The sequence below is a fragment of the Roseateles sp. genome (genome assembly GCF_039595595.1).
In the GTDB taxonomy this organism is placed as follows: Bacteria; Pseudomonadota; Gammaproteobacteria; order Burkholderiales; family Burkholderiaceae_C; genus Roseateles.
The window spans coordinates 42,626-60,403 of record NZ_JBCNLG010000019.1; the positions used below are offsets into that span (position 1 = coordinate 42,626).

At 70.3% G+C, this 17,778-nt stretch carries 16 protein-coding genes; 13 read left to right on the top strand and 3 right to left on the bottom strand.

Annotated features, from left to right (window positions below):
- Positions 1 to 51: 51 nt before the first annotated feature.
- The 7 genes from ABDW61_RS19610 to ABDW61_RS19640 all read left to right on the top strand — a co-directional run bounded on the left by ABDW61_RS19610 (position 52) and on the right by ABDW61_RS19640 (position 8,011).
- Positions 52 to 936, top strand: coding sequence for a transporter associated domain-containing protein (locus ABDW61_RS19610; RefSeq protein ID WP_343641081.1), 885 nt, complete (start codon positions 52 to 54; stop codon positions 934 to 936).
- A complete protein-coding gene (gene lnt, locus ABDW61_RS19615) occupies positions 936 to 2,414 on the top strand; it encodes an apolipoprotein N-acyltransferase (RefSeq protein WP_343641083.1) in 1,479 nt (492 codons plus the stop codon). Before ABDW61_RS19610 ends, lnt begins: the two co-directional genes overlap by 1 nt.
- 65 nt (positions 2,415 to 2,479) lie before the next feature.
- Positions 2,480 to 3,442, top strand: coding sequence for a glycine--tRNA ligase subunit alpha (gene glyQ / locus ABDW61_RS19620; protein ID WP_343641084.1), 963 nt, complete (start codon positions 2,480 to 2,482; stop codon positions 3,440 to 3,442).
- An 18-nt stretch (positions 3,443 to 3,460) separates the two neighbouring features.
- Positions 3,461 to 5,602: a glycine--tRNA ligase subunit beta gene (gene glyS, locus ABDW61_RS19625; protein ID WP_343641086.1), complete on the top strand. Its 2,142-nt coding sequence runs from the start codon at positions 3,461 to 3,463 to the stop codon at positions 5,600 to 5,602.
- Between the two features lie 46 nt (positions 5,603 to 5,648).
- Positions 5,649 to 6,299, top strand: a complete 651-nt coding sequence (gmhB, locus tag ABDW61_RS19630) for a D-glycero-beta-D-manno-heptose 1,7-bisphosphate 7-phosphatase (RefSeq protein WP_343641087.1) — start codon at positions 5,649 to 5,651, stop codon at positions 6,297 to 6,299.
- A complete protein-coding gene (locus ABDW61_RS19635; protein ID WP_343641089.1) occupies positions 6,299 to 7,090 on the top strand; it encodes a lysophospholipid acyltransferase family protein in 792 nt (263 codons plus the stop codon). The genes gmhB and ABDW61_RS19635 overlap by 1 nt, the downstream gene beginning before the upstream one ends.
- 15 nt (positions 7,091 to 7,105) lie before the next feature.
- Positions 7,106 to 8,011, top strand: a complete 906-nt coding sequence (locus ABDW61_RS19640; protein WP_343641091.1) for a SprT family zinc-dependent metalloprotease — start codon at positions 7,106 to 7,108, stop codon at positions 8,009 to 8,011.
- 360 nt (positions 8,012 to 8,371) lie between these two features.
- On the opposite strand, the gene ABDW61_RS19645 is transcribed toward ABDW61_RS19640, so the two are convergent.
- Positions 8,372 to 9,427 carry an MBL fold metallo-hydrolase gene (locus ABDW61_RS19645; protein WP_343641093.1) on the bottom strand — a complete coding sequence of 352 codons (1,056 nt, stop codon included), beginning with the start codon at positions 9,425 to 9,427 and terminating at the stop codon, positions 8,372 to 8,374.
- 46 nt (positions 9,428 to 9,473) lie between these two features.
- Here ABDW61_RS19645 and ABDW61_RS19650 point away from each other — a divergent pair, with 46 nt between their 5' ends.
- The 4 genes from ABDW61_RS19650 to ABDW61_RS19665 are packed head-to-tail and all read left to right on the top strand — an operon-like array spanning position 9,474 to position 12,748.
- Complete coding sequence (locus ABDW61_RS19650; RefSeq protein WP_343641095.1) at positions 9,474 to 9,935, top strand: MerR family DNA-binding transcriptional regulator; 462 nt, start codon at positions 9,474 to 9,476, stop codon at positions 9,933 to 9,935.
- Positions 9,936 to 9,943: 8 nt separating this feature from the next.
- The gene (locus ABDW61_RS19655) at positions 9,944 to 10,336 is read left to right on the top strand and encodes an S-adenosylmethionine decarboxylase (RefSeq protein ID WP_343641096.1); all 393 of its coding nucleotides are present in this window, start codon (positions 9,944 to 9,946) and stop codon (positions 10,334 to 10,336) included.
- A gap of 47 nt (positions 10,337 to 10,383) precedes the next feature.
- On the top strand, positions 10,384 to 11,628 hold the full coding sequence (locus tag ABDW61_RS19660) for a YjgN family protein (protein WP_343641097.1): 1,245 nt from the start codon (positions 10,384 to 10,386) through the stop codon (positions 11,626 to 11,628).
- A 16-nt stretch (positions 11,629 to 11,644) separates the two neighbouring features.
- Positions 11,645 to 12,748: a M48 family metallopeptidase gene (locus tag ABDW61_RS19665; RefSeq protein ID WP_343641099.1), complete on the top strand. Its 1,104-nt coding sequence runs from the start codon at positions 11,645 to 11,647 to the stop codon at positions 12,746 to 12,748.
- Between the two features lie 36 nt (positions 12,749 to 12,784).
- On the opposite strand, the gene ABDW61_RS19670 is transcribed toward ABDW61_RS19665, so the two are convergent.
- Positions 12,785 to 15,859: a prolyl oligopeptidase family serine peptidase gene (locus tag ABDW61_RS19670; protein WP_343641101.1), complete on the bottom strand. Its 3,075-nt coding sequence runs from the start codon at positions 15,857 to 15,859 to the stop codon at positions 12,785 to 12,787.
- 182 nt (positions 15,860 to 16,041) lie between these two features.
- Here ABDW61_RS19670 and ABDW61_RS19675 point away from each other — a divergent pair, with 182 nt between their 5' ends.
- Positions 16,042 to 16,392, top strand: coding sequence for a PspC domain-containing protein (locus tag ABDW61_RS19675; RefSeq protein ID WP_343641102.1), 351 nt, complete (start codon positions 16,042 to 16,044; stop codon positions 16,390 to 16,392).
- Positions 16,393 to 16,411: 19 nt separating this feature from the next.
- Here ABDW61_RS19675 and ABDW61_RS19680 read toward each other — a convergent pair whose 3' ends face one another.
- Positions 16,412 to 17,062, bottom strand: coding sequence for a methyltransferase domain-containing protein (locus tag ABDW61_RS19680; RefSeq protein WP_343641103.1), 651 nt, complete (start codon positions 17,060 to 17,062; stop codon positions 16,412 to 16,414).
- A 110-nt stretch (positions 17,063 to 17,172) separates the two neighbouring features.
- Between ABDW61_RS19680 and ABDW61_RS19685 the strand changes: the two genes are divergently transcribed.
- Complete coding sequence (locus ABDW61_RS19685; RefSeq protein ID WP_343641104.1) at positions 17,173 to 17,748, top strand: hypothetical protein; 576 nt, start codon at positions 17,173 to 17,175, stop codon at positions 17,746 to 17,748.
- Positions 17,749 to 17,778: the final 30 nt, after the last annotated feature.

Below are 17,778 nucleotides of genomic sequence, written 5' to 3' on the forward strand. Positions count from 1 at the left end.
TCAATGTCAATCGGTTATTCTGGCGCCTCCTCAACGACGGCACACACGACAGTGTCTGAACCTCAGCCTAGTCGGCCCGCCAAGCATGGCGGGCGTGGCAACGACCCGCGCGGCCTGCTGGACCGGGTCCTCGAATTCCTGCATCCCGGCCCCGACTCGACCAGCGAGCTGATCGAGAACTTCGCCGAAGCCGAGGAGCGCGAACTGATCGCGCCCGAATCGCGCCAGATGCTCGAAGGCGTCCTGCGCATGGCCGAGCTCAGCGCGGGCGACGTGATGGTCGCCGCGCCGCGCATGGACCTGCTGGACATCCACGCGCCCACCGACGAACTGCTGGCGACCGTCATCGACACCGGGCACTCGCGTTTCCCGGTCTATGACGGTCAACGGGACAACATCATCGGCATCCTGCTGGCCAAGGACCTGCTCAAGCTCCAGCGCGCCCCGGAACTGAACCTGCGCGCGCTGCTGCGCCCGGCAGTTTTCGTGCCCGAGAGCAAGGGCCTGAATGAACTGCTGCGCGATTTCCGTTCCAACCGGAATCATCTGGCCATCGTCATCGACGAATTCGGCAACACCGCCGGGCTCATCACGATCGAGGACGTGCTCGAGGAGATCGTCGGCGAGATCGAGGACGAATTCGACGTCGGCGACGGCGACGCCGGCATCTACACGCTGGCCGACGGCAGCTACCGGGTGGCCGGTGACGCGCACATCGCCGCGGTCAACGAGGCCTTCGGCCTGTCGCTGTCCGACGCGGCCTTCGACACCATCGGCGGCATGGTCGCGCACGAGCATGGCCGCGTGCCGCGCCGCGGCGAGACCGTCGAGGTGGCGGGCCTGCGCTTCTCGGTGATGATCAATCGCGGCGGCGCCGTGCGCTGGTTCAAGGTGACCCGCGCGCCGGCCTCCGAGGCCGACGACCACAGCGGCTGATGCGCCGCACGGAGTCCCGCGCGCCCGCCTGGTGCTTCCATCCCGCGCTGGCGCTGGCGGCCGGCGCGCTGCACACGGCCTCGTTCTCGCCCAGTCCGGCCTGGTGGCTGCAGCCGCTGGCGCTGGCCTGGCTGATCGCGGCCTGTGATGGCGCGCGGACCCGGCGCGCGGCGCTCACCGGGGCGCTCTTCGGGGTGGGCTGGCTCACGTCCGGGCTCTGGTGGCTCTACATCAGCATGCACGACTTCGGTCACCTGCCCGCGGCCGTGTCGGCGCTGGCCGTGCTCGCGCTGGCGCTGTTCCTGTCCGCCTACTACGCCGCCGGCCTCGGCCTGGCCGCGCGCTGGTCGGCAGGCCGGGCCGGGTGGCGCCGCGCGCTCGCGTTCGCCGGACTGTGGCTGGGCGCGGAGCTCGCCCGCGCGACCTTCTTCACCGGCTTCCCGTGGATCGCCAGCGGCTACGCGCATGCGCAGGGCCCGCTGGCCGTGTTCGCGCCTTACCTCGGCGTCTACGGCATCACCGCGCTGGCGGCGCTGGCCGCCGCCTCGCTCGCGCTGCGGCAATGGGCGCTGCTGGGCGCGTTGGCGGCCGGCGTCGCCGCGGCGCAGTTCCTGCCGCAGGATTTCACCCGCTCGACCGGCTCGATCGCCGTGTCGCTGGTGCAGCCCAACATCCCGCAGGACCAGAAGTTCGATCGCGCGCGATTCGACGAGAACTTCGACCAGCTCACCGCGCTGATCGGCGCCGCGCGCGGACAGGTCGTGGTCACGCCCGAGTCGGTGCTGCCGGTGCCGCTGGCCTTCCTCGGCGACGAGCATGTCGAGCGCCTGCGCCGCGGCGCCGCGATCCGGCCGCTGCTGCTGGGCACCTTCCTGGGCAACTCGGCCGACGGCTTCGTCAACTCGCTGGCCGGCCTGGGCTTCGCTCAGCCCTATGACTATGGCAAGCGTCACCTGCTGCCGTTCGGCGAGTTCATTCCGCCCGGCTTCCACTGGTTCGTCACCGCGATGAACATGCCGATGGACGACCAGGCGCGCGGCCGGCACCAGCGCGCGCTGCCCTTCGCCGGGCAGCGGCTGCGGCCGCTGATCTGCTACGAGGACCTGTTCGGCGAGGACGTCGTCGCCAGCGCGCTCGACACCGGCGAGCCGGCCGCGACGGTCTTCGTCAACGCGAGCAACCTGGCCTGGTTCGGGCCGCGCATGGTGCAGGACCAGCATCTGCAGTTCTCGCAGATGCGGGCGCTGGAGTTCCAGCGGCCGATCGTGCGCGCGACCAACACCGGCGCGACCGCCCATGTCGACCATCGCGGCCATGTCCTCGCGCGGCTGCCGGCGGAACGAGCCGGCGTGCTGGAGACCGTGGTCGACGGCCGCGCCGGCGTCACGCCGTACGCGCGCTGGCTGTCGGCGCTCGGGCTGTGGCCGCTGTGGGCGCTGGCGGCGGCGGGTGTCCTGCCGGCGCTGCGACGCCGGTGAGCGGCACGGGCCGCACATAGAATCGGTCGTTTTGCTCCAACGCCCGTCCGACGGCCCGACGCCCCATGCTGACATTCCAGCAACTGATCCTCCGCCTGCAGGAGTACTGGTCCAAGCAAGGCTGCGCCCTGCTGCAGCCCTATGACATGGAGGTCGGCGCCGGAACGAGCCACACCGCGACGTTCCTGCGCGCGCTCGGCCCCGAGCCCTGGAAGGCCGCGTACGTCCAGCCCAGCCGCCGCCCCAAGGATGGCCGCTACGGCGAGAACCCGAACCGGCTGCAGCACTATTACCAGTTCCAGGTCGTGCTCAAGCCCGCGCCGGCCAACATCCTGGAGCTCTACCTGGGCTCGCTGGAGGCGCTGGGCTTCGACCTGAAGAAGAACGACGTCCGCTTCGTCGAGGACGACTGGGAGAACCCGACGCTGGGCTGCTGGGGCCTGGGCTGGGAGGTCTGGCTCAACGGCATGGAGGTGACGCAGTTCACCTACTTCCAGCAGGTCGGCGGCATCGACTGCAAGCCCATCACCGGCGAGATCACCTACGGCCTGGAGCGGCTGGCGATGTATCTGCAGGGCAAGGAGTCCGTCTACGACCTGGTCTACACCGACGGTCTCAGTTACGGCGACGTGTTCCATCAGAACGAAGTCGAGCAGTCGACCTACAACTTCGAGCACAGCGACGTGGACTTCCTGCTCGGCGCCTTCGCCGCGCACGAGCGCCAGTCGCAGCACCTGATGGGCGCCCAGCTCGCGCTGCCGGCCTACGAGCAACTGCTCAAGGCGGCCCACACCTTCAACCTGCTGGATGCGCGCGGCGCGATCAGCGTGACCGAGCGCGCCGCCTACATCGGCCGCATCCGCAACCTGGCGCGCGCCGTCGCGCAGGGCTACGTGGACAGCCGCGCGCGGCTCGGCTTCCCGATGGCCCCGAAGGCCTGGGCCGACGAGGTGATCGCGCAGATCGAGAAGAAGGGCGCCGAGGCTGCCGCCAAGGCTGAGAAGGCCGACAAGAAGGCCGCCGCCTGAGGCCGAGGAATCACGAGCATGACCACCAAGAATCTTCTCGTCGAACTGTTTGTCGAGGAACTGCCGCCCAAGGCGCTGAAGAAGCTGGGCGAGGCCTTCGCCTCGGTGCTGGCGGACGCGCTGAAGGCGCAGGGCCTGGCCGAGGCTGGCGCCGCGGTGCGCGCGTTCGCGACGCCGCGCCGGCTGGCCGTCCACGTGACTGGCGTGGCCGCCAAGGCCGCCGATCGCGCGGTGCAGCAGAAGCTGATGCCCGTGGCGGTGGCGCTGGACGCCGCCGGCAACGCGACGCCGGCGCTGCTGAAGAAGCTGGCCGCGGTCGGCGCCGACGCGTCGGCCGTCCCCAGCCTGAAGCGCGCCCCCGACGGCAAGGCGCAGGCGCTGTTCCTGGACACCGTCGTCCCCGGCGTGACGCTGAAGGACGGCCTGCAGAAGGCGCTGGACGAGACCCTCGCCAAGCTGCCCATCCCCAAGGTGATGACCTATCAGCTGGCCGACGGCTGGAGCGACGTCAAGTTCGTGCGTCCGGCCCATGGCCTGATCGCGCTGCACGGTGACGACGTGGTCGAGGTCGGCGCGCTGGGGCTGAGCTCGGGCCGCGTGACCCGCGGCCATCGCTTCGAATCCAAGGCCGCGGCCATCGAGGTCCGCAGCGCCGACAGCTACGAGCAGCAACTGCGCGAGGAAGGCGGCGTGATCGCCTCCTTCGAGCAGCGCCGCAACGAGATCGTGCGCCAGTTGCAGGCCAGCGCCGAGCCGCTGGGCTTGTCGCCGATCGACGCGCCCGAACTGCTGGACGAGGTGACCGCGCTGGTCGAACTGCCCAACGTGCTCTCGTGCCAGTTCGAACCGGAGTTCCTGGCCGTCCCGCAGGAATGCCTGATCCTGACGATGAAGGCCAACCAGAAGTACTTCCCGCTGCTGGATGGCCACGGCAAGCTGACCCACCGCTTCCTGGTGGTCAGCAACGTGCATCCGCAGGACGCGTCCAAGGTCGTCGAGGGCAATGAGCGCGTCGTGCGCCCGCGCCTGGCCGATGCGAAGTTCTTCTTCGACCAGGATCGCAAGAAGACGCTGGCGTCGCGCGTCGAGGGCCTGGGCAAGGTGGTCTATCACGGCAAGCTCGGCAGCCAGGGCGAGCGTACCGAGCGCGTGCGCGCGATCGCGCATGCGATCGTCAACCAGCTGCGCATGGCCCAGCACCCGTACACGGCCGAGGCCAAGGACGAGTTCGACGTGCTCGACAGCAAGGCGCAGGAAGCCGCGCGGCTGGCCAAGGCCGACCTGCTGACCGACATGGTCGGCGAGTTCCCCGAGCTGCAAGGGATCATGGGCGGCTACTACGCGCGCCATGAAGGCCTGCGCGACGGCGTGGCCAAGGCGATCGAGGACCACTACAAGCCGCGCTTCGCCGGCGACGCGCTGCCGCGCAACCACACCGGCACCGTCGTGGCGCTGGCCGACAAGCTGGAGACGCTGATCGGCCTGTTCGGCATCGGCCAACTGCCCACCGGGGACAAGGACCCGTTCGCGCTGCGCCGCCATGCGCTGGGCGTGATCCGCATCCTGGTCGAGAACCACATGCACCTGTCGCTGCCGGAGCTGATCCAGGGCGCGCTGCCGGCCTTCGGCGAGCTGATCCAGGATCCGACCGAGGCGCTGCTGGGCTTTTTCGCTGACCGCCTGGCGGTCAGCCTGCGCGATCAGGGCTACAGCGCGCAGGAGGTCGACGCGGTGCTGGCGCTGAACCCGGCCCGCCTGGGCGACGTGCCCAAGCGCCTGGAGGCGGTGCGCGCCTTCGCGGCGCTGCCGGAATCGGCCTCGCTGGCCGCGGCCAACAAGCGCGTGGGCAACATCCTCAAGAAGATCGAGGGCGAGCGGCCGACCGAAGTGACGCCGTCGCTGCTGACCGAATCCGCCGAGCAGGCGCTCGCGGCGGCGCTGGCCGCGGTGAAGCCGCAGGCCGACACGCTGTTCGAGCAGCACGACTACGCCGGCTCGCTGAAGGCGCTGGCCGCGCTGAAGGCGCCGGTCGACGCCTTCTTCGACGACGTGATGGTCAACGCCGAGGATCCGGCGCTGCGGGCGAATCGCCAGGCGCTGCTCGGGCAGCTGCACGAGGCGATGAATCGCGTGGCCGACCTCTCGCGGCTGGCCGCCTGATCGCCGCCGCGCCGAAACGCTGCAACGCCGCTGAACGGAGACCCCGATGCCCACCCGGTCCGACCATCCGCATGGCATGAAGCTGGTGATCCTGGGCCGTGACGGCACGATCAACCGGTACCGCGACGACCACGTGAAGTCGCCCGAGGAACTCGAGCCGCTGCCCGGCGCGCTCGAGGCCGTCGCGCGGCTGAACCACGCTGGCTGGCACACGGTGATGGCCACCAACCAGCCCGGCATCGGACGCGGACTGCTGGACATGGCGTCGCTGAACGCGGTGCACCTGCGCCTCAATCAATTGCTGGCGGAGAAGGGGGGGCGCCTCGACGCCGCCTTCTTCTGCCCGCACGCGCCGGAAGAGAACTGCAACTGCCGCAAGCCGCTGCCCGGCCTGGTCGAGCAGATCGGCGAGCGCTTCGGCGTGGACCTGTCGCAGGTCCACATGGTCGGCGCCAGCGTGCGCGACCTGCAGACGGCACGCAATGCCGGCTGCGTGCCGCACCTGGTGCGCGGCGACCGCCTGGGCGGCGTCGACGAGGCGCAACTGCAGGAGCAGATCGCGCTGGTGCCCGGCAGCCGCGTGCACCAGGACCTCGCCGCCTTCGCCGAAACCCTCATCCATGAGGAACGCCGCGCGCGCGCCCAGTCGCGTGGCGAGTCCGCCGAACCCGACACCTCCCCCGGAGACCTGAGCTGATGCTCATCGCCCTGCGCTCGATCCTCTTTGTCCTCTATCTGGTCGTCACCGTCGTGCCCTGGGGCACCGCGGTCGTGATCTGCTCGCTGTTCCTCGACAGCACCCGGCTCTACTGGATGTGCGCCAACTGGCTGCGCGTCGCCATCTGGGGCGCCCGCTTGATCTGCGGCGTCAAGTGGCGCGTGCGCGGCATGGAGCACCTGCCCACCGGCGAGAAGCAGTCGGCCATCCTGCTGTCCAAGCACCAGTCGACCTGGGAGACCTTCGCCTACCCCATGCTGATGCCGCGGCCGCTGGCCTACGTGTTCAAGCGGGAACTGATCTACATCCCGTTCTTCGGCTGGTCGATGGCGCGGCTGGACATGATCCACATCGACCGCAGCAAGCGCAGCGAGGCCTGGAGCAAGGTGGCCGCGCAGGGCAAGCGGATCATGGGCCAGGGCAACTGGGTGATCATGTTCCCGGAAGGCACGCGCGTGGCGCGCGGCAAGGCCGGCGAGTACAAGACCGGCGGCACGCGCCTGGCGGTCGAGACCGGCCAGCCGGTCGTGCCCATCGCGATGAACTCGGCCCGCTGCTGGCCGCGCAAGAGCTTCCTGCTCAGGCCGGGCACGATCGACATCTCGATCGGCCCGATGATCCCGAGCGAGGGGCGCGCGCCGGCCGAGCTGATGAAGGAGGTCCAGGCCTGGATCGAGGCCGAGATGAGAGTCCTGGACCCCGAGGCCTATCCGCCCGGCGAGGCGCCGCGGGCCGCGGCCGCGCCACCCCCCGCGCAGGCCTCCGCCTGATTACACTCGCAGCCCATGCTGCCTTCCAAGCTGCGGGGACTGGGCGGACTGCTGAACAGCTTCACCCAGCTGTCGCTGTTCGACACCGAGCCTGAACCCGCGCCCCCGCGTCCCGCTCCCGACCCCGTCGCCCCGGCGCCTCGCTCACGCGGCGATGCGGGCGCGTCGCTGCGCCAGGTCTTGCTGCAGGGACAGGCGATTCCCTACGAACTCAAGCGCGCGCGGCGGCGGAGCATCGGCTTCACCGTCAGCGAGGATGGCCTGCGCGTGTCCGCGCCGAAGTGGGTGCCGCTGGGCGACATCGACAGCGCACTGCAACAAAAGGCCGAGTGGATCCTGCGCAAGCTGGTCGAGCAGCGCGAGCGCGCCCGGCGCACGCAGGCGGCCCGCATCCATTGGGGCGACGGCTGCAGCCTCCCTTATCTGGGCGAGCCGCTGATCGTGGTGCTCGACCCGTCGCTGACCGGCGCGCGGCTCGACGAAGGCCAGGCCGATCCGCAGCCGACGCTGGCCACGGTGCCTCGGCGCATGCTCTACCTCGGGCTGCCGCAGGACGCATCACCCGAGCAGATCCGCGACACCGTGCAGGCCTGGCTGCAGCGTCAGGCGCGGCAGCTCTTCGAACAGCGCTGCCGGCACTTCGCCGGCCCGCTCGGCGTCACGATGACCGGGCTGCGGCTTTCGTCCGCGCAGACCCGATGGGGCAGCGCGAGCGCCGACGGGATGATCCGGCTGAACTGGCGGCTGATCCATTTCTCGCCGGCGCTCATCGATTACGTCGTCGCGCACGAGTTGGCCCATCTCAAGGAAATGAACCACAGCCCGCGCTTCTGGGCGGTCGTGCGGTCCGTCTTCCCCGAGTACGAGCTCGCGCGGGATCGCCTGAAGCAGGCGGTGTTGCCGCTGATGGACGAAGCCTGAGCATTCCCCCGAGAACAAATACCGAACGCGTCAATCGCCATGGACGGTAGCGGTAAACCTCCGCACTTCCCCCTTTGGGGGGGCTTGTGACTCATTTGAGTGGGGCTGCACACTCCAATCTGCTGTCATCACCGCATCTGAGCCAGAACCGCCTCCCGCGTTCCGCTCCCGGCGGCGCTCAGGGTCCCCCAGCCAAAGGCTGAGCCAGGTCGACCCGCGCTCAGAGCCGACAAGCTGATGCATTACAAGGCGCAGCGCCGCCGTCCCGTGACCGGGACGGCGGCGACTGTCATTTCAGGGCAGCGATTTCCCTTCGATCGATCCGCGGCAACTGCGCGTCCGCGTCGGTGCGCGCCGGCCTCAGACCGAGAAGCGGTGGATGCCGTCTTCGTCCAGCGAGCGCCGGAGCTGACCGCCATGCCACAGCCGGTTCAGGTGGGCCACCGCCTCGCCCATCGCGAAGGTGGTCTGGTGCAGGTCCAGCGGCCGCCGGAACATCATGGGCAGCAGCTCCGCCGCATGGCAGGGCTTGGCGGTGCAGGCTTCCTGCACTTCGGCCAGGCGCTCCTGATGGTGCTGCTGCAGCTGGTCGATGCGCGCGTGAAGGCCGCGGAAGGGCTTGCCATGGGCCGGCAGCACCAGCGTGTCCGCCGGCAGCGGCGCCAGGCGGGCGAGCGAGTCGAGATAGAGCTGCAGCGGATCCGCCTCGGGCTCCACGTCCACGACCGACACGTTGGTCGAAATGCGCGGCAGCACCATGTCGCCGGAGATCATCACGCCCTGCGTCTCGCTGAACAGACTGATGTGCTCCGGCGCGTGCCCATAGCCCACGAGGCAGCGCCAGTCGTGCTCGCCGATCCGGACGATCATGCCGTCCATCAGCCGCCGGAAGGTCGAAGGGATTGCGGGGACCATGCCAGGGTAGTAGCTCGCGCGGCTGCGGATCTTGTCCAGCGCGGCCGGGTCGGTCAGTCCGTGGCTGCCGAAGAAGGCCGCCGCGGCCTCGCCGCCCATCCCGACCGTCGAGGACGAGGCCAGCCGCGCCAACTGGTAGTCCGTCGCGCTGATCCACAGGCGGCACTGCCAGCGCTGCGTCAGCCAGTGCGCCAGGCCCATGTGATCGGGATGGAAGTGCGTCACGATGACGCGCAGCACCGGCAAGCCCTCCAGGTGCTCGGCGAAGACCTGTTCCCAGCCCGCTTTCGTCGCGTCGTTGTGGATGCCGCAGTCGACGAGGGTCCAGCCCTCCCGCCCGTCGATCGCATCGCGCAGCAGCCACAGGTTGATGTGGTCCAGCGCGAAGGGCAGTCCCATTCGCACCCAGCGCACGCCGGGCGCCACCTCCAGCGCCTGGCCCGGGCCGGGCAGCGTGTCGCCGAGGGGGTAGGTCAGTTCGGATTCGCGGGGATTGGCCATGGCTATAGACTTACGTTTACGTCAACGTCATCTGTCCAGTGTAGCCATGAGCACCGAACCCCGCCCGAGCCCGGCCGACGACCTGTCCGAGGACGCCCTGCCCGAGGCCGGCGACGACGCCGGGCCGCTGTTCACCATCACCGAGCTGGCGGCCGAGTTCGACATCACCCCGCGCGCGATCCGCTTCTACGAGGACATGGGCCTGCTCACGCCAGCGCGCGCCGGACGCAACCGCGTCTACACCCAGCGCGACCGCACGCGGCTCAAGCTGACCTTGCGTGGCAAGCGGCTGGGCCTGTCGCTGCAGGAGATCAAGCAACTGGTGGACATGTACGACACCCAGTCGGACACCGTGCCGCAGCTGCGGGCTTTCCTTGGCGTGCTGGACCAGCACCGGCGCCAGCTGCAGCAGCAGCTCAGCGACATCGAGGTCACGCTGGCCGAGATCGCCCAGCATGAGGAACGCTGTCACGCGCTGCTCGCGGAGGCGGGTCAGCCCGCCGGTTGAGCGCGCCGATGAACGGTTTGCACCTCACCGCGGATCTGTCGGGCTGTGCGCGTCCGGCGCTGTTGATCGATGCTTCAAGCCTGGCCCGCGAGACCCGTGCCGCTGCCGAGTCCGCCGGCCTGGCGGTGGTCGGCGAGCATTGGCACCGCTTTCCGGACAGCCCCGCCGGCGAGCCGGGAGGCATCACCGGCATGCTGCTGCTGGCCGAATCGCATGTCGCGCTGCACACCTGGCCGGAGCTGGCGTCGGTGACGCTGGACGTCTACGTCTGCAATTACGGTGGCGACAACTCGGACAAGGCGCGCGCGCTGATGGCGGCGCTGGCCGCGCTGTTCGAGCCGGCGTCCGCGCACCACAACGCGTTGCAGCGTGGCGTGCTCCGCGGGGGCGAGCCGGCCTGAACCACTAGACTCTCGCCCGGGCCAGATCCGGCCTGGGAGAAGTGGGATTGATCGACAACAAGATCGAGCTGGAACTGGTGCCGATGGCGCCTGCGGCCGCGGCGCCCAAGCCGCCCGCCGCGCCCGCCGCGCCGGGAGCGCTGCCCGTGCCGCCGGCAGCCGCGCCGGCCGGGCCGATGGCCACCGGCCTGCTCGCGAAGCTGCATGAACAGCGGGTCGAGTTCACCGGCACCGGCGCGGAATACTTCCGCGTCTGGATCGTCAACACGCTGCTGACGCTGGCCACGCTGGGCGTCTATTCCGCCTGGGCCAAGCGGCGCAAGGCACGCTGGTTCGCGCGGCACACGCTGCTGGCCGGCGACTCCTTCGATTTCCACGGCGATCCGCGCCGCATCCTCGCCGGCCGCGTGCTCGCGCTGGCGCTGCTGGTCTGCTATGGCCACGCTTTCGAATGGTCCAAGGGCGCCGGCATCGCGATGCTGATCGTGCTCTACGCCTGCGGCCCGATGCTGTTCGCCGGCGCGCAGCGCTTCAAGCTCGGCAACACCAGCTGGCGCGGCGTGCGCTTCGGCTTCCAGGCCAGCGCGCCCACCACCTACCTGTCCTGCCTGCCGCTGCTGGTGGCGTGGACCTTCGTGTCCGTCGGCGCCGGGCTGGGCCTGCACCCGGTGCTCCTGGGCGTCGCCGGCCTAGCGCTGAGCCTGCTGTTCCCGCTCGCGCATGGCTGGCTCAAGCGTTTCCAGCACCGGCATGCGCGCTACGGCACGCTGCAGTTCGACTTCGAACTGCCGGTGCGCGCCTTCTATGGCCTGTACCTGCGGCTGATCGGGGTCGGGCTGCTGGCCGGCCTGGCGGCTGGCGTGATCACGGCGATCGGCGCGGGCGCCTTGAAGGCCGCCGCCGCCAGCGGGCCCGCGTCGCAGCTGGCGATCTTCGCGCCGCTGGCGACGATGGGCGTGGCCTGGGTGATCGGCTGGCCGGTGTACATCGCGCGGCTGCAGAAGCTGATCTGGGACAACACCCGTCTGTCCGGCGGCATCGAGTTCGCGTACGAGCTGCCCGCCCTGCGGCTGTTCAAGACGCTGATGGGTCACGGCCTGCTGACCGTGCTGACGCTGGGCCTGTACTGGCCGTTCCTGGCGGTGCGCATCGCGCGGCTGCGCGTCGAAGGCATGACCGTGCTGTCCGACGAGCCGCTCGACACGCTGGTCGTCAAGTCCGGGCGCGGCCACGGGCGGGGCGCGGCCGGCGATGGCGTTGCCGACGCCTTCGGCCTGGACATCGGCTGGTGAGGCCGCGGGAGCTGACATGAGATCCAGATCGCAGACCGGCACCGGCCGCTGGTTCGACGGCGCCGAGAACCGTCCGCAGGAGGTGCGGGTGCGCCTGAGCCGCAACCACCTTGAATTCATGCCCTGGCCGCCGCGTCCGCAGGCGGCCACGGCGTCCCCGCCGTCGGAGGCGGAGCTCGCCGCCTCGCAGCCCTCGCTGCCCGGGCTGCGGCGCTACGCCCGCAGCAAGCTGCAGGTTGGCGAATGGTGGCGTGACAGCGCCACGCCGGTCGGCCTGCCCGATGGCGGCACGCTCTGGATCCCGGCAGGCCACGCGATGGGGCGCCAGCTCGGCGGCCAATCGCTCGGGGCGCAGATGATCGGGAGCTGGGTGCTGTCGCTGTGCGGCCTGATCCTGTTGATCCTGCTGGTGGCCTGGTTCGACCGTCAGGGGGCCGGGCTGCTCGCGCGGGCCGCGCTGCCGCTGGTGCCGACGAAGCTGGATCAGGCGGTGGGCAACGAGGTCGAGGAGCAGATCGAGCACGAATGGCTGAAGCCGTCGCAGTTGCCCGAACGCCGCCAGAAGGAGATCGTCGACCGCTTCGATGACATCGCCTCGCGCGTCTTCCCCGGCGTGCCGCTGGACGTGCGATTCGCGCGGCAGGGCGACCGGGCCGGCTTCAACGCGATGGCGTTGCCCAACGGCACGATCATCGTCTTCGACGGGCTGGCCGAGGCGCTCACCGATGATGAGCTGATGGCCGTGCTGGGCCACGAGGCGGGCCATGTGAAGCATCGGCATGCGATGCGGCAGGTGGTGCAGGGCATCGGCCTGCTGAGCGTCGCGGGCGTGGTGCTGGGCGATTTCTCGACGGTCGCCGCCGGCTCGATGGCCTCGTTGCAGGCGCTGCGCTACAGCCGCAATGCCGAGCGCGAGTCCGACGCCGAGGCGCAGCGGCTGATCCTGCGCGAGCATCTGCCCAACGAGACGCTGGTCGGCGCGTGGAGCAAGCTGCGCGAGGAGATGCGCCGCGAGGGACGCTCCGATCGCGGGGCCGAATGGCTCTCGACGCACCCGCCCATCGCCGAGCGCATCGAGAGCGCACGCCAGGCCGCGCAGAACGCGGACCCCGTGCGCTGACCGCGGCGCCGGCCGCAACGGCGGCGCCTGCCGGACCTATTTGGCGCTGCCGCCCCCGGGCGGCGCTTCCTGGCCCTTGGCGACGGCGGTTTCGGCCGGCGCGGGCACCGGCTTGAACTGCCCCATCACGTCGCGCTTGCCGCGCTCGAGGTAGGGCACCGGCTGGTCCATCCACTCGGGGCGCGGGCGTCCAAGCAGGTAATGGTCGAAGAACTCGGCCATGTGCACGGTGTAGTGCTTCATGTGGTCGCGCTCGCGCAGGCCGTGCTTCTCGCCGTTGTAGTTGAACCAGTAGGCTTCCTTGCCCAGCCGCCGCAGCGCGGTGAAGAACTCGATGCCCTGGTACCAGGGCACGGCGTCGTCCTCGTCGTTGTGGATGGTCAGGTAGGGCGTGGTGACCTTGTCGACGCGGAAGATGGGCGAGTTCTCCAGATACAGGTCGGGCCGTTCCCACGGCGTGGCGCCGATGCGGCTCTGGCCGTGCTCGTACTGGAACGCGCGGCTGACGCCCGCGCCCCAGCGGATGCCGCCGTAGCCGCTGACCATGTTGGCCATGGAGGCGCCGGCCTCGGCGGCGCGGAACAGCGTCGTGTGCGTGATCAGGTAGTTGATCTGGTACGCGCCCCAGCTGTGGCCCTGGATGCCGACGCGCTTCGGATCGACGAAGCCCTTGGCGATCTGCTGGCGGATCGCCGGCAGCACCGTGTTCATCGCGCTCCGGCCGGGATGGCCGGTGGTGTAGACGATGTCGGGCCGCAGCACCAGGTAGCCGTTGGAGACGTAGCGCGTGACGTTGATGTTCTGCGCCGGCGCCGGCGGGATGTAGCGGTACCGGTTGTCGGTCATCTTCTCGTAGATGTAGACCATCATCGGGTACTGCCGCTTCGGGTCGAAATCCGCCGGCTTGGCCAGCAGCGCGCGCAGCTTGCGGCCATCGGCCGCGGTGTACTCGATCAGTTCCTGCGTGCCCCAGGCGTAGCGTGCCTGCTGCGGATTGGCGTCGCTGACGCGCGACGGTTGCTGGAAGGCGAGCGTCGTCGCCCACAGGTCCGGGAACTCGACGAAGGTCTGCTGCGTGAAGACGACGCGATCGGCCTCCTTCGCCTTGATCAGGCCGCCGATCATCTTGTCGTCCTGGATCAGCATGCGCGGCACGCCGCCCGCGGCGTCGACGCGGTAGTAGCCGCTGGCGCGCGTGATGTCGTGCGTGGCGCTCAGCGTCAGCGTGTCGGCGGGCAGCGGCTTGCGGTCCGCGTCCTCGGGGTCGAGCGGCACCGCGCGCAGCTGCAGTTGCTGCTTGCGGCCCCAGCCCTGCGTCAGGTTGCGCGACTCGCCGGTGGCCGGCCGGACCGCCCACAGGTCGAACTTGTCGTAGAGGACGACGCTGTCGTCGTCGGCGGTCCAGCCGGCGCTGCCATAGGGCGAGGGCAGATCGGGGACGTCGCGGTCGTCGTTGTCGAAGCGCGACTTGATCCGGCCGGTCAGGTCGCTGGCTTCGCCGGTGTCGGTGCGCCAGGCCATCCAGCGCGCGGCCGGCGCATCGAAGCCCAGCACATAGCGCCCGCCGGGCGACAGCGTCGGCGCGTGCCGCAGCTTGCGTGCGAGCGGCGTCGCCGCGCCGGTGTCCAGGTCCACGGCATAGGCGTCCATGTAGACGCCTTCCCACGACACCAGCGGCCGGTACGGCAGCTCACTGAGGCCGAGCGCGACCTTCGCGTTCTCGTTGACCTGGATCGTGGGCAGCTCCCTGGTGGCGAGCTGCACGAAGCGCGACGCGCCGGCATCCGTCCCCAGATGCACGACGGCCAGGTAGCTGCGCACGCGCTCCTTGTCGGCCTTGGCCTTCTGCGCCGACTGCAGCTCCGGATCCTTCCAGTGCCAGAGGTCGACCTTCAAGGGCTCCGGCGCGTCCTTGGGCTCGGGCGGGGGCAGCTCGGCGGTGCTCAGGAACAGGCGCAGGCCGTCCTTGCTGAAGCTCAGCGGCGCATGCTCGCTGGGCGTCCAGCCCGCGGGCATGCCGGCGGTCGCCGCGTCCACCAGCATGGCGGCGCGCTCCTGACCGGCTTCCCACAGGAAGAGCTTGAACGGCGTCGGATCGGGCTTGGCGGGCTTCTCGTCCTTGGCCGGCTTGTCCGCCTTGTCCGCCTTGGCGGTGGCGACGTGGTCGCGATTGCTCACGAAGGCCAGCCGGCGGCCCGCCTCGTCGAAGGCCAACTGTTTGTAGCTGCCGGCGCCGGACAGCACGGCGCGGGCCTTCGCCGGTTCGGCGGGATCGACGAGATAGACGCCTTCGCGCGCGGTCTCGTCCGCAGCGGAGGGCGCGGGCACGGCGGGAGTGTCCGAAGCGGCAGTGGAGGGCGCCTTGACGGCTTCCTTCTTCGGCGCCTCCTTCACCGACAGCGTGTACGCGAGCAGCGTGCCCGGCCGATTCCATTCGAATTCGGCGGCGTCCTTGTAGGTGTTGCGCTGTCCGGTCTGCGCGTCGATCAGCACCAGCGCCGTGCCGGGCACCTTGGCGTCCTTGACGTCCTTGGCGGGTTCCTTGCCGCCGTCCTTCTTCGCTGGCGGCTCCAGCAGCATCGCCAGATGCCGGCCGCCGTCCTTGCCCCAGGCGAAGCGCTTCACACGCTCCACGGTCTCGACCTGACCGGTGGCGAGGTCCATCCACGCCGCCCCCGCCTTGGGCGCCTCGTCGCCCTTCTTCTTGTCCTTCTTCGCCTGATCGAGCGCCTCGCGGGTGGGCTGCACGGCGAAAGCGACGAAGCGGCCGTCGGCGCTGAATTGCGGCGAGGTGCCGCGCGCCGCGCGGTACTCGCGGCCGTCGGTCATATGGCGCACGACGAGTTCGCCATCGGCTTCCTGCGCGACCAGTGCGTAGGCGAGCCACTGCCCATCGCGGCTCAGCTGCGTATGCTGGATGCTGCGCCAGGTCGCGTAGACGTCATGCGTGATCGGCGCCTTCGCGCTGTCCGGTTGAACGGACGATGCCGCGGCGGCCGCGACCGGGCGCGCGGGCTGCGGCGGCGTGGCGGCGCTCAGCGGCGCCAGGGGCAGCAGCGCGAGCGACAGCGCCGGGATCGCGGCCAACAGGGAGCGGGTGGAGGCATTCATGGGGGCGGATTTTCCCGCGCGTGCCGTCGCGGGCCGTGAGTGGAAACGCCCTGTCGCATGCCCCGCGCTCCGCATCGCGCCCAGATGCAGCCGGTCGCACGCGCCTCGCGCACGGCGGGGGCGCTGCGTAGTCTTCGCTCCATCGCATCCTTCGATGCCTGCCCCTCAGAAAGGAGTCCCTCATGTCCGACGCCGAAGAACTCAAGCGCCTGGCCGACCTGCACCACGCCGGGGTCCTCAGCGACGAAGAGTTCGCCAAGGCCAAGGAACGTGTGCTCAATGCCAGCACGCGCTCGTCGACCTCGTACGCCTACGCCTCGCCGCAGGGCGGTGCGCCAGCGGTGAACGCGATCAACGGCTTCCACCGCAGCCGCGACGATCGCTGGATCGGCGGCGTGTGCGGCGGCCTGGCGCGATTGAGCGGACTGGCCGCGTGGTTCTGGCGCATCGTGTTCATCGCGCTGACGATGTGCGCCGGCGGCGGGATGCTGCTGTACTTCCTGCTCTGGATCTTCGTGCCGCTCGAGGACTGATCCCCGGCGCCGCGGCGGGCTAGACCCGGCCGGTCAACAGATACGCGGAGGCGAGCCAGCGGCGCTCGACCTCCGCGTCGCGCATCCGGGCCTCGAGCAGCCGCCACGGGCAGTCGAGCCCGTCCATGCGGATCACCGAATGCATCGCCGCGCCGAGCACGAACAGGTTGCTCATCGGCAGCCAGGGCGGTGCCCACGCCAACCCCGCCGCGACGATGCGCGCGCCCGGCTTGAGCACGCCGAGCGCCCGCGCCAGGCCGTCGGGACTCTGCAGCACATCGTGCGTGAAGAAGAACAGCGCGGCGTCCGCCTGACGCGTGCCGAGCGCGCTGGCATAGGGCGCATCCTCCGCCGTCGCCGGCAGGAAATCGATCGGCGCGTCCAGATGCTCGGCCCGCGCGCGCTGACGGGCCTGGCGCATCATCGATTCGCAGGGCTCGACGGCGACCACCCGGCCGCCGCGGCCCACCGCGGCGCACAGACCGGGCAGGCTCAGCCCGGTGCCCGCGCCGATGTCGAGCACCGTCTGCCCCGGCTCGAGCGCGAGCGCCGCGATGGCCTCGCGCCGCAGCGGCGCCACCGGCATCAGCTCGTAGTCGTAGATCGCGGCGCGGCGGCCGTACAACGCATTGAGGGCCTGCAGCGCGGGCCGCTGGTCTGGCGTGTTCATGGGCTCCCTTGTGCTCGCGGCGCAGCTTCGCGTGGCGCGGAGCGCGGTGTCAAGCAAGAAAAAAGAAGAGTCACGGAACCGTCATCCGGCCCCGAAACAATCGCGGCCCTATGTGCGTCGAACTCACCACAGGTACGCGGCTTGCCCGGCGTGCCGCCTTCGCGATCGCGGTCTTCTGCGCGGCCGGATCCATGCCGCCGGCCGCGTTGGCCGCCCCCTCGGCCGAGTCCTCCCTGAACGCCGCCGCGCCGGTGGACCTCAGGTTCTCCCAGTTCTTCAAGTCCCCGATCGGTCCCGCGGGTCTGGAGCTGTCCGACACCCTGCGCGGCGCCGATGGCCGCGCTGTGCGCTTGGTCGGCTACATGGTCGCGCCGGAGCAGGCCCGGCCCGGCCGTTTCTGGCTGACGCCGCGCCCCGTCCGCATGAGCGAGCACGCCGACGGCGAAGCCGATGACCTGCCCGCCGCCACGGTCACCGTGCTGCTCGATCCGGCGCAGCGGGAGCGCCTGGTCGCGCACCGCGATGGCCTCGTGACGCTGACCGGCACGCTGTCGGTCGGCCGCGCCGAGGACGAGTCCGGCCGCGTGTCCTGGATCCGCCTGCAACTGCCGCCGGACGCGCTCCAGGCCCAGCCATCCGATGCCGCCGAGCCCGCTCCGGCCGATGGCCACGGACATCGCCACTGACGGTGCCCGGCAATCCCTTCCGATTCCTCC

Coding starts and splice junctions, on each gene's coding strand:
- ABDW61_RS19640 (WP_343641091.1), top strand. CDS start 7,106: ATGCTGCCTTCCAAGCTGCGGGGACTGGGCGGACTGCTGAACAGCTTC.
- glyS (WP_343641086.1), top strand. CDS start 3,461: ATGACCACCAAGAATCTTCTCGTCGAACTGTTTGTCGAGGAACTGCCG.
- ABDW61_RS19675 (WP_343641102.1), top strand. CDS start 16,042: ATGTCCGACGCCGAAGAACTCAAGCGCCTGGCCGACCTGCACCACGCC.
- ABDW61_RS19635 (WP_343641089.1), top strand. CDS start 6,299: ATGCTCATCGCCCTGCGCTCGATCCTCTTTGTCCTCTATCTGGTCGTC.
- glyQ (WP_343641084.1), top strand. CDS start 2,480: ATGCTGACATTCCAGCAACTGATCCTCCGCCTGCAGGAGTACTGGTCC.
- ABDW61_RS19685 (WP_343641104.1), top strand. CDS start 17,173: ATGTGCGTCGAACTCACCACAGGTACGCGGCTTGCCCGGCGTGCCGCC.
- ABDW61_RS19665 (WP_343641099.1), top strand. CDS start 11,645: ATGAGATCCAGATCGCAGACCGGCACCGGCCGCTGGTTCGACGGCGCC.
- lnt (WP_343641083.1), top strand. CDS start 936: ATGCGCCGCACGGAGTCCCGCGCGCCCGCCTGGTGCTTCCATCCCGCG.
- ABDW61_RS19680 (WP_343641103.1), bottom strand. CDS start 17,062: ATGAACACGCCAGACCAGCGGCCCGCGCTGCAGGCCCTCAATGCGTTG.
- ABDW61_RS19650 (WP_343641095.1), top strand. CDS start 9,474: ATGAGCACCGAACCCCGCCCGAGCCCGGCCGACGACCTGTCCGAGGAC.
- ABDW61_RS19645 (WP_343641093.1), bottom strand. CDS start 9,427: ATGGCCAATCCCCGCGAATCCGAACTGACCTACCCCCTCGGCGACACG.
- ABDW61_RS19670 (WP_343641101.1), bottom strand. CDS start 15,859: ATGAATGCCTCCACCCGCTCCCTGTTGGCCGCGATCCCGGCGCTGTCG.
- gmhB (WP_343641087.1), top strand. CDS start 5,649: ATGCCCACCCGGTCCGACCATCCGCATGGCATGAAGCTGGTGATCCTG.
- ABDW61_RS19655 (WP_343641096.1), top strand. CDS start 9,944: ATGAACGGTTTGCACCTCACCGCGGATCTGTCGGGCTGTGCGCGTCCG.